This is a genomic window from Kocuria atrinae C3-8 (assembly GCF_000286355.1).
GTDB classification, from domain to species: domain Bacteria; phylum Actinomycetota; class Actinomycetes; order Actinomycetales; family Micrococcaceae; genus Kocuria; species Kocuria atrinae_A.
In genome coordinates this window covers 1-12,188 of sequence record NZ_AJXN01000118.1, presented here as the reverse complement: position 1 = coordinate 12,188, position 12,188 = coordinate 1, and the positions used below count along the sequence as shown (strand labels likewise).

Here is a 12,188-nt window from a genome sequence, read left to right as displayed (position 1 = left end):
GGACGACGGCGCCGTCGTCCCCTATCTGGCATCGCCGCCGGGTTTGCGCGGCCGCACGACCCGCACCTTCCCTGAATACTTGAGGAACGACATGAACCGCATCAGCCCCAAGGCCATGGCACTGCTCACCGCAGGTGGCCTGCTCGCCCTCACCGGTTGCTCCACCGAGGCCGCTGGCGACTCCTCCGACGAGAACTCGTCGAACGAAACCGTGACCGTCGAGCACGTGCAGGGCACCACCGAGGTTCCCAAGAACCCCGAGACCGTGATCTCCATGGACCTGGGCGTCATCGACAGCTTCGAGGCCCTGGGCGAAGAGGTCGACGGCCTGCCCAAGCCCGCATCCCTGCCGGACGATTTCGAGAAGTACCAGGACGAGAAGTACGTCAACGCCGGTGGCATGAAGGAACCGGACATGGAGGCCATTTCGGCTGCCAACCCGGACCTGATCATCATTTCCGGCCGCACCGCGGACTTCTACGACGAGTTTTCCGAAATCGCGCCCACCGTGGACCTGACCATGGACCAGAAGGATCCGGTCGCTTCCTTCAAGAAGCAGTCGGAGACCATCGGCCAGATCCTGGGCAAGGAATCCGAGGTCGAGGAGAAGCTCTCTGACGTGGACCAGCAGATTGCTGACACCAAGGAAGCCGCCGCTGACGCCGGATCCGGAATGTTCCTGATGACCAACGCCGGTGAAGTCAACGCCTACGGCCCGGGCTCGCGCTTCGGCAACATCATCTTCGACACCCTGGGTGTCGAGCCCGCAGGCGACGTGCAGTCCGAGGGCACCCACGGTGAGTCCCTGTCCTTCGAGGCCATCTCCGAGGCCAACCCGGACCGCCTGTTCGTGATCGACCGTGACGTGGCCGTGGGCCAGGGCGAATCCGGTCAGGCTGCTCAGCAGGTCCTGGACAACGACCTGGTCAATCAGACCACCGCCGCCAAGGAAGACCAGATCACCTACCTGGATCCCTCCGCGTGGTACATCGTGGGCCCCGGCCTGAACAACTTCCCCAAGATGATCACTGAAATTCAGGACAGCTTGAAGTGAGCACCATCGCTCACGCACCTGAGAACACCGGCGGCGGTGGTTCGGCTCCCGAACCTCAACCCGCTGTAAAACCCGGAGCAAACGGTCGCAAAGACCAGGCCGGAAGGCCCGGACCCTTCAGACGAGCGCTGCGCTCCAACGGTGCCTGGTGATTGCCGTGATCGCGGTATTCATCCTGGCAGTGATCTCAACGTTCGTGGGCGTCGCGGATGTCACGCCGGCCACCCTGATGCGTCAGGTGGCCGGCGGGGACACCGCCGGACTCCAAGAGTCCTTCCACCTCCTTTCGGTCTCCCGTTTCCCGCGCACCATTTCCGTGGTCCTGGCCGGTATGGCCATGGCCGTGGCCGGCCTGATCATGCAGCAGATGGCGCGCAATAAATTTGTGGAGCCTTCCACGGTCGGCACCGTGGAGTCCGCCTCCCTGGGCCTGCTGACCGTCACCGTGCTGATCCCGAGCGCACCGCTGCTCGGCAAGATGGGCGTGGCCGCGGTCTTCGCCGTGGGCGGTACCGCCCTGTTCCTGGCCGTGCTGCAGAAGATCCCGCTGCGCAACGCACTGCTCGTGCCGTTGGTCGGCATCATGCTGGGCAACGTGATCGCCGCGATCACCACATTCTTCGCGTACCGCTTCAACCTGCTGCAGACGCTCAACACCTGGATGATCGGCGACTTCTCCGGCGTGATCAAGGGCCGCTACGAGCTGCTGTGGCTCGTAGCCGCACTGACCCTGATCGGGTACATAGCCGCTGACCGCTTCACCGTGGCCGGTATGGGCCAGGACGTCTCCACGACCCTCGGCGTGAATTACAAGCGCATCATGGCGCTGGGCATGACCATCGTGGCCTGATCTCCGCCGTGGTGGTTGTGACCATCGGCTCCATCCCGTTCTTGGGTCTGGTGGTCCCCAATATCGTGTCCCTGATGATCGGTGACAACATGCGCCGGTCCGTTCCATGGGTGGGTATCTTCGGCGCGGGCTTCGTGCTCGTGTGCGACATCGTGGGTCGCGTGATCCGCTACCCGTTCGAAATTCCCGTGGGAACCGTGGTGGCCGTGGTGGGCGCTGCAATCTTCTTGGCCATGCTGTTGCGGAAGCGAGCTCGTTCCTGATGACCCCCAAATCCGCCGCTCTGCCGGTCCCCAACGCGATCCAGCAGAAGCGCAAACGCTTTGTCGTGCGCTCCGTGTCACCCGCCGTGGTCACCGCCCTCATCGGTGCCCTGGCTCTCGTGTGCATCGGCCTGTACTTGTTCCTGGGTCTGGATGCCAACGCCGCCTACGTGCTCCCCCGCCGCGCCAACCGTGTGTTCACCATGGTCCTGGTCGCCTTCTGTGTGGGTGTCTCCACCGTGCTGTTCCAGACGGTCACGTCCAACAGGATTCTGACGCCCTCCATCATGGGCTTCGATTCCCTGTTCATGCTGATCCAGACCGTGCTGATCTTCGTGATCGGCACGGTGGGACGTACCCAGCTGGTACCTACCCACTGTTTATGTTGGAACTGGGGCTCATGGTGCTCTTCGCGGCCATCATGTACCGCTGGCTGTTCACGGGCTCCGGCCTGTCCCTGCACCTGGTACTGCTGATCGGCATCGTGTTCGGCACGCTGTTCCGCGGCATTTCTTCGCTGCTGCAACGTCTGCTGGATCCCAGCGAATTCATGGTGCTGCAGGATTCCATGTTCGCGTCCTTCACCGGCGTGGACCTGGGACTACTGCGAATCTCGGTGGCCATCATCGCCACAGCCTCCATTCCGCTGATCGTGATGCGGCGTCGTTTCGACGTGCTGTCCCTGGGTCGTGACACCTCGATCAGCCTGGGTATCAACCACACCCGCACCGTGACCACCGTGTTGATCGTCTGCTCGATCTTCGTGGGCGTGTGCACCGCTTTGGTGGGCACCATTACGTTCTTCGGCCTGATCGTGGCCAACCTGGCCTATGCCCTGTGCCGCACCTTCCGCCACGCCTGGATCCTGCCGATCTCCGTGCTCCTGGGCATTGTGGCGCTCGTGGGCGGACAATTGATCCTTGAGCGCGTGTTCGCATTCGATACCGCGCTGTCCATTGTGATTGAGTTCTGCGGTGGGTTGTTGTTCTTGTTCCTGTTGTTGAGAGGGTCCATCAAGTGATTGAGCTATCCGGTCTCACCAAGAAATATGGCGAGACCACCGTGGTGGATCATGTCTCCGCACAGATCGAACCCGGTGGGGTGGTTTCGATCATCGGCGCCAACGGCGCGGGTAAGTCCACCGCGCTGTCCATGATCGCCCGACTGGTCAACATGGATGACGGGTCAGTGTTCGTGGACGAACACGACGTGCTCAACACCCCCTCGGACCAGCTGGCCAAGAAACTCTCCATCCTGCGCCAGGAGAATACGCTCACGGTTCGCCTCACGGTGCGCGATCTGGTGGGCTTCGGCCGGTTCCCGCATTCGAAGGGTCGCCTCCGGCCCGAGGACGCCGAGCACATCGATCGCGCCTGAACTACCTGAACCTCACCGAGTTCGAGGACCGCTACGTGGACGAGCTGTCCGGCGGTCAACGGCAGCGCGTGTTCATCGCCATGGTGATCGCCCAGGACACGGACTACGTGCTCCTGGACGAGCCCCTCAATAACCTGGACATGAAGCACTCCGTGGAGATGATGAAGCTCCTGCGGCGCATGACCCATGAGCTCGGCAAGACCGTGATCCTGGTGATTCACGACATCAACTTCGCCTCGTGCTATTCGGACCGCATCCTGGCCATGAAGGAGGGCGCACTGGTCTGCCAGGGCGCACCCGCAGAGATCATGCAGCCGGACATCTTGCGCGACATCTACGACATGGATATTCGCGTGGAGGTCATCAACGGCCACCACGTGGGCATGTACTACATGTGACCAGCGGGCCCGCTCGTGATGTGATGGAACCGTGAATTCCCCCGCCGATGCCGAGATGCACGCCCTCGCCCAGCTCCTCACGCCCCAGGGACTGCACCTGGTCGACTCGATCGGGGCCTACGATCCCGAGCGCTCGCTGAAGCTGTCCGAGTCGCTGCGCGCGGAAGGCTACTCCCCCGAGTTGGTTTCCGCCGCCCTCACGCAGGCCAAGCTGCGCACTCAGGCCAAGGCCAAATTCGGCGAGTTCGCTCAGCACATGGTCTTCACACGCAACGGCCTGGAACAGGCCACCCGCTGGTCGGTGGCCGCCCTACACGCCCGCCGCTTCGCCCAGGCGGACCTCACCCACGTGGCCGATCTCGGCTGCGGTATCGGTGCGGATTCCCTGGCCCTGGCCGCCCTGGAACGCACCGTGACCGCCGTCGAGAAGGACGAGCTGACCGCCGCCGTCGCTACGGTCAACCTCACCGGGTGGCCCAACGCGAACGTGGTGTGCGGCGATGTCGAAACCCTCGATTCTTCCGACCTTGAGAACGGCGCGCCCGACGGCGTATGGCTGGATCCCGCGCGTCGGGTCACCGGCTCGGGGCGCACCCAGCGTGTCTTCGACCCCGAGGCGTTTTCGCCGCCGCTGTCCTTCGTGACGGGGCTGGCCGATCAGGGCCTGGCCGTGGGAGCCAAGCTGGGCCCCGGAATTCCCCACGATCAGGTGCCGGGTAACGCCGAGGCACAGTGGGTTTCCGATCACGGCGATGTGGTCGAGGTGGTGCTGTGGTTCAACGCGGTGCGCCGCCCGAACGTGGCCCGTGCCGCGCTCGTCCTGGATTCGCGCGCGGATGGTTCCGCGACCGCCGCGGAACTGACCTCCGAAAGCTGGGAGTCCCCCGCTCCCGAAGGGGACCTGCTGGGTGAGGTGGCTGAATACCTCTACGAGCCCGACGGCGCCGTGATCCGCGCGGGGTTGGTCACCGATCTGGCGCAGCAGTTGAACGCGCACCTGATCCACCCGACCATCGCCTACTTGTCCGGCGATGAACTGCACGAGAGCCCGTTGGCCACGGCGTATCGCGTGCGCGAGGTGCTCCCCCACAACGTGAAGACCCTCAAGAAGTGGGTGCGGGATCACAACGTGGGCACACTGAACATCAAGAAGCGCGGCACGGACGTCACCCCTGAACAGCTCAGGAAACAGCTGGCGCCCCGCGGTTCCGAGAAGGCCATGCTCGTGATGACACGTTTGCAAGAACATGGGAAAGAACGTCGCGTGGCGCTGGTGGTTGAACCCGTACACTGAAGTACCCGCTCAGCAGTGCGAGATTCGGTGAAGAACTCCCGGACTCGCTCATGGACGGCGGGACATCCCCGGTGCACCCATGAGAGGACCACTGCCGTGCACATTGATTTCGTTTCTTCCGAACGCTCCTCGTTGGGCGTCGAATGGGAGATCGCCCTGGTTGATCGCGAAACGGGCGAGCTGGAACCCCGCGGCCAGGAAGTCCTCGAAGCCGTCATAGCCGACAACCCGGAAATGGGCGAGGACGGCAACCACCCCCGCGTAACCGGCGAGTTCCTGCAGAACACCGTGGAAATGGTCACGGGAGTCTGCCATTCCGTGGAAGAGGCCACCGCGCAGCTGAAGTTGACCTCGGACGAGATCCGCAAGGTCGCCGATCCCGAGGGGCTGGAGATCTTCGCCGCGGGAACCCATCCGTTCTCGGAGTGGCAGGACCAGGCCGTGGTGGACAAGGAGCGCTACTACAAAGTGGTGGACCGCGCGCAGTATTGGGGCCGCCAGATGGTGATCTACGGTCTGCACGTGCACGTGGGCGTGGATCACAGGTCCAAGGCCCTGCCGGTTCTCGAGGGGTTGCTGAACTACTACCCTCATCTGCTGGCCCTCTCCGCCAACTCGCCGTACTGGTGCGGTCATGACACCGGCTACGCGTCACACCGTTCCCAGGTGTTCCAGCAGCTACCCACCGCGGGACTGCCGTTCCAGTTCAAGACCTGGGACGAGTACGAGTCCTACGTACAGGATCTGCTGACCACCGGCGTGATCGAGGATGACTCGGAGAATCGCTGGGACATTCGACCCGTTCCGCGTTTCGGCACTGTGGAAATGCGCGTGTGCGACGGACCCTCCACCCTGCACGACGTGAGCGCTCTGACCGCCTTGACGCAGTGCCTCGTGGAATCCTTCTCCCGCACCCTCAACGACGGCGGCACCATTCCCACCATGCCGCCGTGGCACCACCAGGAGAACAAGTGGCGCGCGGCCCGCTACGGTCTGGACGCCATCATCATTCAGAATGCGCAGAGCGACGAACGCCTGGTCACCGAGGACCTCACCGAGATCCTCAACAAGCTGGAACCCATTGCCGCGGACCTCAGTTGCAGTGATGAGCTCGCGCGCGTGAACGACATCATTCGTCACGGTGCCGGGTATCAGCGGCAGCAGCGCGTGGCCAAGGAACACAACGGCGACCTGCGCGCCGTGGTCCTGGACATTGTCGAGCGCAACCGGAACTCGGTGGGCTGAGCTACTCCCTCGGGCACGCTCGGCGAGCATCGTCCCGACCGGGGCGGGCCTATCAGCGCGGCACACGCTCCCGAGTCAAGTGGGCCTTACGCCGCACCCATCGACACCGTGGACACCGGCAGCCCCGGATCCGCGGTGAACACAATCCCGGTTGCGGGACGGCCTTCGGCCACCAACCGCGCCCGAGCGCGGCCACCATGGCCCCGTTGTCGGTGCACAGGCTCAGCGGCGGCACGATCACCTCGATGCCCCGGGCATTGCAGCGTTCGGTCACCAACGCCCGCAACCGCGAGTTCGCGGCCACGCCGCCACCCATGAGCAGTGTGTCGATCGAGTTCTCGGTGCATGCGAGCACGGTCTTTCGGGAAATCACGTCCACCACGGATTCCTGGAAGGACGCAGCGACGTCCGCCACCGGTACCGGCTGTCCGGAGGCTTCGTAGGTCTCCACCACTCGGGCCACCGCGGTCTTGAGTCCCGAGAAGGACATGTCGTAGCGGTGCGATCCGGGCTTCTCGGCCGAACCCATGTACTTCCCGGCGGTCAGTCCGCGCGGGAATCGGAACGCGTTGGGATCCCCGTCCCGGGCCGCCTTGTCGATGGCCGGTCCCCCGGGATAACCCAGCCCGAGCAGCCGGGCGACTTTGTCGTAGGCCTCGCCGGCGGCGTCGTCGATCGTCGCGCCCAGCAATCGGACGTCACCGGTGATGTCCGGAACCGAGAGAATTTCGGTGTGACCGCCCGAGACGAGCAGCGCGCCCAGGTTGTCGGGCAGTTCGTCATTGTCATCAAGCAATCCCACGCTCACGTGGCGACCAGGTGGTTGATCGCGTAGAGCGGTTTTTCCGTGGCGACCGCGAGCGCCTTGGCCGCGGCAACGCCCACCATGAGCGCGCCGGCCAGACCGGGTCCGGAGGTCACGGCGATGGCGTCGATCTCGTCGAGCGTCACGCCGGCGTCGTCGAGAGCGGCCTGCAACGTGGGTACGAACGCCTCGAGGTGCGCGCGCGAGGCAATCTCGGGGATCACGCCGCCGAAGCGCACGTGTTCGTCCATGGACGAGGAGACCGTGTTGGTCAGCAGCTCGGTGCCGCGCACGATCCCCACGCCCGTTTCGTCGCACGAGGATTCGATGCCCAGCACGAGTGGTTCAGCGGTTGCCATGAATGGTCCTTCCGTCCGCGCTGCGCTGCGGCGGCCCGGCCGGGACCAGCTCGCAGCGCATGATCAGCGCGTCATGACCGTCCCCGTAGTAGCCGGGGCGGGTGTGAATGTGTTCATAGCCGAAGCGCTGGTACAGCCCTTGCGCCCGGTGGTTGTCCGAGCGCACCTCCAGCAGGATTTCGGTGCTTGGCTGTGGAGTGCGGCCTGGTGCAGGGTGCGCAGCAGTGCGCTGCCCAGGCCCTTGCCCTCGTGCCCCGTGGCCACGGCAATGGTCTGGACGTCCGCGACCGGCGGGATGCACATCATGCCCGCGTAGCCCACGATCTCCTGCTCACGCGTGAGCACCCAGTACTGCCGAGTGGGGTGGGCCAGTTCCTCGTCGAACATGCGGCGCGGCCACGCGTCCTCCGGAAACAGCGCGGTCTCCAGCGCGTAGACCTCGTCCAGATCCGCGGGTTGCATGGGTCGCAGGGCATAGCCTTCCGGCAACGACGACGCCGCTCCCCCGGCCGCTCGGTGTCCGGTCACCGCAGTGCCTTCTTGCGTTGCACCGGCACCTTGGCATCCGATTCGCGCAGGTACAGCGGGGACGTGTCCGTGCTCAGCTCCGTACCGCGCTCCTGCAGCGCCCAGGCGGCGCGGGAAAGATCGGCAGCGGTGGGCTGCCAGTCGGTGGATTCCGCCACCGCCTGTGGCAGTTGATCGGCATACAGTCCGGCGCCGGAGCCGTAGACCGGCAGCTTCGGGAGACCCTCGGGGGCGGTGACCTGCGGGCCGTCCACGGAGCGAGCGAAGCGGCCGTGGCCGTCCTCGTGCACCTCGTAACGGCCCCAGTAGAGCTCCTTGCGGCGGGCATCGGTCGCGACCAGGAACTCGGTTCCCTCCGTGGTGCCTGTGCCGCCCGATGGGCCAGCGCGTCCAGGGAGCACAGGCCGTACACGGGAAGATTCCACGCGAAGCCAAACGTGCGGCCGCTCACCAGACCGGCACGCAGACCCGTGAACGGACCGGGGCCGGTGCCCACCAGGATGGCCTTCAGCTGTGCCGGTTCTACGTCCGCTTGTCCCAGCAGGTTGTAGACGGCCGGGGCCAGGGCCTCTGCGTGGGAACGGGTGTCCTGGGTGGCGAATTCCGCGAGCACCTCCCCGTTACGGGTCAGCGCCGCGGACGCAATGGACGACGAATCCAGACTCAGCACAAGCACCCGAACAGTCTAAGCCCCGCCGCTCATGCGCGATCGGCCTCCGTGGCGCGGACCACGGGGTCAAACAATTAGCGCGGCTTGATCCACGGGCCCAGACCGCTAGGAGCCCAGGTTCTCTCAGAGATCCAGACGCTCGAACCAGCGGGGACCGTAGCCGCGCATGATGATGGTGCGCGGTTCGTCCGTGTCCTGCTCGTCCTCGTCCCACTCGTCGTTGAGGGCGTCGATCGCGATCGAGAGGTCCTGGCGTTCCTTGGGCTCTTCCGTCTCCGACTTCTTGCTATCCGCCGCCGCCTGCTCGGTTTCGCCCGCGCTCTGGTTGATCTCGTAGTTCAGGGCAAAGGCCGCCGACGGCGCTCCCACCGCCCCGCGAGGCCGCACGATGTCGATGACCAGGCGCGATTCGCTCAGGTGCTCCACCTTGCCCGTGCCCCACTCCACCACGGTCACGCTGGATTCCACGGTGTCTTCGAGGTCGATGTTGTCGATGTCCGCGGAGGTGTCCAAACGGTAGGCGTCAACGTGCACCAGATCCGGCCCACCGGGGTTGGGTCCGTCCGGCAGATTCGGGTGTTGGCGGGACAGCACGAACGTGGGCGAGATGATCCCGTCGCGCACGCCCAGTCCCGCGCCGAGGCCCTGTGTGAAGGTGGTCTTGCCTGCTCCCAGTTCGCCGTTGAGCATGAGCAGATCCCCGGCCTTCAGGTGGGCGGCGAGCTTCTGCGCGATGATCTGGGTTTCTTCCGCGGACGCCGGGTACCGGGTCAGCGTCCAGTTGGGCTGGGTGTAGGACTCCCCCGACGAATCGCGGGTGGGTCGGGGATCCTGCGGCAGGCTGTGCGCGGCCAGGGCGCTCGCGCTACGGGACACGGTCACGTCCCCCAGGGTCAGGTGGCTGTGGCTGGTGTACTCACGCGGCACACGCGGTGAGACCCGCGTGACGATTTCGTAGTTGATGCTCCCGGAAGCGTCCGCCCATTCCGTTGCGGAGGGGTAGTCACCGGCGCCGAACAAAATCGCCTCGTCACCGATGTGCACCATCGGATCCACCGACTCGTCGACCACGGGCGTACCCGCGGGGATGCCTTCGGGTGTCACGGTGGTGCCCTGGGCCAGGTCGATCACGCACTGGTCCATGGCGATCCGACCGACCACGGGGTAGACCCTGCCCCCGATGTAGACGGGAGCTCCGGTCGCAATGCGGGGAACGCCGTCGGCGTAGCCCAGCGGGATGAGCGCAAGGTGGGTGGGTGCTTCCGTGCGGTAGGTGAGGCCGTAGGAGACACCGTGGCCCCCGGGGACGGCCTTGACGTTGGCCACGCGCGTGCGCAGGGTCATGGCGGGAATCAGGCCGAAATCCTTGGGAGTGCGGTCCTCGAACGGGCTCAATCCGTAGATGCCCAGACCGATGCGCACGGCGTCGCGCAGGATGTAGTCGGGGTCCTCGAGCTGATCGGCCGACAGCAGCGCGGGGGTGTTGGCGGCGTGGATCATGGTTGGTTTCAGCCCGGCCTTGCGCGCGATCCGCACGGCATCGGTCAGTGCGTTGAGCTGCTCCATGGTCTCGTCACCGCGGTCGGGTTCGTCCGCCACCGACAGGTGCGTGAAAATGCCCTCCACGTGGACCAAGCCCTCGTCCCGGGCGGCCACCACGCGCTCCACGAGGTCCGGCCACTGACCGGCGGTGGACCCGTTGCGGCCCAGACCGGTGTCGATCTTGAGGTGCAGCGTGGCCGTCTTGCCGGTCTGGCGGGCAGCGGTGAGCACGGCGTCGAGCTCCCAGCCGCTGATGCCCAGAGAAACGTTGTGTTCGAGCGCCTCGAAGAAGTCGGTGCTCGTGGTGTGCAGCCACGACAGCACGGGCGCGGTGATCCCCGCGTAGCGGAGCTCGAGTGCCTCGCTCACGTGCGCGGTGCCCAGCATGTCCGCACCGGCCGAGAGCGCGGTGCGGGCCACCTCGGGCGCGCCGTGGCCGTAGCCGTCCGCCTTGACCACGGCGATCAGCTTCCGCCCGCGCGCCAACTGAGTTATTCGGACCACGTTGTGCCACACCGCGGAGAGGTCGATGACCGCGCTGCGCTCACTGGGTTCTTCGGACTGCCACGATGTAGTTACACTCACGCCCTCCATTGTGCCTGTTCTGCGCGCCCGGGGCGTTCTCGACCGTTCACTACCGCTCCGTGCCGCAATGCTTCCCGCTAGGCTGGTCGCGTGCCCCAACAGACCCCGCCGCGCGTGCTGCTCGTGAGCATGCACACCTCGCCCGTGGACCAGCCCGGCTCCGGCGACGCCGGCGGTATGAACGTGTACGTGCTGCACCTGGCCCGGTCGCTGTCCCAGCGGGGTTGGGCGGTGGACATGGCCACGCTCGACCGGGACGCTTCACACCCCGCGGGCGTCTCGGCCACTTCGTTGTCCGACGGTCTCCGCCTACTGTCCGTGGCGGTTCCCGGTGCGGCTACCGCATCCAAGGAGCAGCTTCCAGAATTTGCCGTGGAGTTCGGTCGTGCGCTCGCCTCTTTTTACAACGACGACGCCGCCGCTCCCTGCCTCGTGCACGCCCACTACTGGTTGTCCGGGGTTGCGGCCCGTGAAGTCTGTGAGGCTCTCAAGATTCCTCTGATGCTCACACTCCACACCTCAGCCGCCGTGAAGAACCTGCGGGCCGGTCCGGGTGAGAACCCAGAACCCGTGTCCCGCGAGCGCGCCGAGCAGGAGCTCGTCGCCAGCTCCTGCACGCTGGTGGTCAACACACCCGCCGAGGCCGATCACATGGTGGAGCTCTACGGAGCCTCTCGGGACCGGATCCGGGTGATCCCACCGGGGGTGGATCCGGAGATCTTCTATCCGGCTGTGAAATCCGCGTCCCCTGCTGGCTCGGCAGCGCCGTGTGAATCCTCCACTCCCGTAGCGTCCTCCTCAGAAGCGAGAGAAGCACGCCCGTTCACGGTGCTCTGTGCAGGTCGCATGCAACCCCTCAAAGGACCGCAGATTCTGGTGGCCGCTATGGGTCTCCTGCGTCAGCAGCATCCTGACTGCGCCGTGCGACTGATCCTCGCGGGTGTGGGTTCACCGGATTTCCTGGCGGAATTACACCGGCTGGTGGATGAGTACCGCGTGGCAGATGTCGTCGAATTCCAGGGTCCATGCCATCCCACGAACTGGCCGATCTGATGCGCTCTGCAGATGCGGTGGCCATGCCCTCCTCCTCCGAGACCTTCGGCTTGGTCGCCCTGGAAGCGCAGGCCTGCGGCACCCCGGTCCTCGCGACCGATGTGGACGGGCTGCGCTACGCAGTGGAGGCGGATCGCACGGGGTGGTTGGTGCCCGGGCGCACCC

At 65.5% G+C, this 12,188-nt stretch carries 13 protein-coding genes and 2 pseudogenes; 11 read left to right on the top strand and 4 right to left on the bottom strand.

Annotated elements, in window-relative coordinates; translation table 11 throughout:
- The first annotated feature begins 91 nt into the window (after nucleotides 1–91).
- The 9 genes from YO9_RS0112585 (at nucleotide 92) to YO9_RS0112560 (ending at nucleotide 6,481) form a co-directional block, all read left to right on the top strand.
- Nucleotides 92–1,054 carry a siderophore ABC transporter substrate-binding protein gene (locus YO9_RS0112585; RefSeq protein WP_223286528.1) on the top strand — a complete coding sequence of 321 codons (963 nt, stop codon included), beginning with the start codon at nucleotides 92–94 and terminating at the stop codon, nucleotides 1,052–1,054.
- Nucleotides 1,055–1,211: 157 nt separating this feature from the next.
- Complete coding sequence (locus YO9_RS0112580; protein ID WP_262925693.1) at nucleotides 1,212–1,904, top strand: iron chelate uptake ABC transporter family permease subunit; 693 nt, start codon at nucleotides 1,212–1,214, stop codon at nucleotides 1,902–1,904.
- Nucleotides 1,905–1,921: 17 nt separating this feature from the next.
- On the top strand, nucleotides 1,922–2,167 hold the full coding sequence (locus YO9_RS20160; RefSeq protein WP_262925692.1) for an iron chelate uptake ABC transporter family permease subunit: 246 nt from the start codon (nucleotides 1,922–1,924) through the stop codon (nucleotides 2,165–2,167).
- Nucleotides 2,167–2,643 (top strand): iron chelate uptake ABC transporter family permease subunit, encoded by a 477-nt coding sequence (locus YO9_RS20155; protein ID WP_262925691.1) that lies wholly within the window; start codon nucleotides 2,167–2,169, stop codon nucleotides 2,641–2,643. The genes YO9_RS20160 and YO9_RS20155 overlap by 1 nt, the downstream gene beginning before the upstream one ends.
- On the top strand, nucleotides 2,550–3,188 hold the full coding sequence (locus YO9_RS20150) for an iron chelate uptake ABC transporter family permease subunit (RefSeq protein WP_262925690.1): 639 nt from the start codon (nucleotides 2,550–2,552) through the stop codon (nucleotides 3,186–3,188). The genes YO9_RS20155 and YO9_RS20150 overlap by 94 nt, the downstream gene beginning before the upstream one ends.
- Nucleotides 3,185–3,544, top strand: coding sequence for an ATP-binding cassette domain-containing protein (locus YO9_RS20980; protein WP_016997804.1), 360 nt, complete (start codon nucleotides 3,185–3,187; stop codon nucleotides 3,542–3,544). The genes YO9_RS20150 and YO9_RS20980 overlap by 4 nt, the downstream gene beginning before the upstream one ends.
- A gap of 35 nt (nucleotides 3,545–3,579) precedes the next feature.
- A complete protein-coding gene (locus YO9_RS20975; RefSeq protein ID WP_016997803.1) occupies nucleotides 3,580–3,942 on the top strand; it encodes an ATP-binding cassette domain-containing protein in 363 nt (120 codons plus the stop codon).
- A 31-nt stretch (nucleotides 3,943–3,973) separates the two neighbouring features.
- Nucleotides 3,974–5,236: a THUMP-like domain-containing protein gene (locus YO9_RS0112565; RefSeq protein ID WP_016997802.1), complete on the top strand. Its 1,263-nt coding sequence runs from the start codon at nucleotides 3,974–3,976 to the stop codon at nucleotides 5,234–5,236.
- A 96-nt stretch (nucleotides 5,237–5,332) separates the two neighbouring features.
- The gene (locus YO9_RS0112560) at nucleotides 5,333–6,481 is read left to right on the top strand and encodes a glutamate--cysteine ligase (RefSeq protein ID WP_016997801.1); all 1,149 of its coding nucleotides are present in this window, start codon (nucleotides 5,333–5,335) and stop codon (nucleotides 6,479–6,481) included.
- Between the two features lie 86 nt (nucleotides 6,482–6,567).
- Here YO9_RS0112560 and tsaD read toward each other — a convergent pair.
- The 4 genes and pseudogenes from tsaD to alr all read right to left on the bottom strand — a co-directional run bounded on the left by tsaD (nucleotide 6,568) and on the right by alr (nucleotide 10,979).
- Nucleotides 6,568–7,645, bottom strand: a pseudogene (gene tsaD, locus YO9_RS0112555) (tRNA (adenosine(37)-N6)-threonylcarbamoyltransferase complex transferase subunit TsaD).
- Between the two features lie 63 nt (nucleotides 7,646–7,708).
- Entirely contained in the window at nucleotides 7,709–8,173 is a 465-nt protein-coding gene (locus YO9_RS0112550; RefSeq protein WP_317259831.1) for a GNAT family N-acetyltransferase, read from the bottom strand.
- Nucleotides 8,170–8,849 (bottom strand): annotated as a pseudogene (gene tsaB / locus YO9_RS0112545) (tRNA (adenosine(37)-N6)-threonylcarbamoyltransferase complex dimerization subunit type 1 TsaB). The gene YO9_RS0112550 and the pseudogene tsaB overlap by 4 nt, the downstream one beginning before the upstream one ends.
- A 117-nt stretch (nucleotides 8,850–8,966) precedes the next feature.
- The gene (alr, locus tag YO9_RS0112540; protein ID WP_396350769.1) at nucleotides 8,967–10,979 is read right to left on the bottom strand and encodes an alanine racemase; all 2,013 of its coding nucleotides are present in this window, start codon (nucleotides 10,977–10,979) and stop codon (nucleotides 8,967–8,969) included.
- Between the two features lie 81 nt (nucleotides 10,980–11,060).
- On the opposite strand from alr, the gene YO9_RS0112535 reads away from it, so the two are divergent.
- Both YO9_RS0112535 and YO9_RS18555 read left to right on the top strand, forming a co-directional pair.
- Complete coding sequence (locus tag YO9_RS0112535; RefSeq protein WP_016997799.1) at nucleotides 11,061–12,023, top strand: glycosyltransferase; 963 nt, start codon at nucleotides 11,061–11,063, stop codon at nucleotides 12,021–12,023.
- Nucleotides 11,996–12,188: glycosyltransferase (locus YO9_RS18555; protein WP_223286527.1), on the top strand; the 193-nt coding region annotated here is incomplete at its 3' end. The genes YO9_RS0112535 and YO9_RS18555, both read left to right, overlap by 28 nt.

Bases quoted from the DNA above. Each gene is read 5' to 3' on its own strand.
- alr (WP_396350769.1), bottom strand. From the start codon at position 10,979: ATGGAGGGCGTGAGTGTAACTACATCGTGGCAGTCCGAAGAACCCAGT.
- YO9_RS0112585 (WP_223286528.1), top strand. From the start codon at position 92: ATGAACCGCATCAGCCCCAAGGCCATGGCACTGCTCACCGCAGGTGGC.
- YO9_RS20155 (WP_262925691.1), top strand. From the start codon at position 2,167: ATGACCCCCAAATCCGCCGCTCTGCCGGTCCCCAACGCGATCCAGCAG.
- YO9_RS20150 (WP_262925690.1), top strand. From the start codon at position 2,550: ATGTTGGAACTGGGGCTCATGGTGCTCTTCGCGGCCATCATGTACCGC.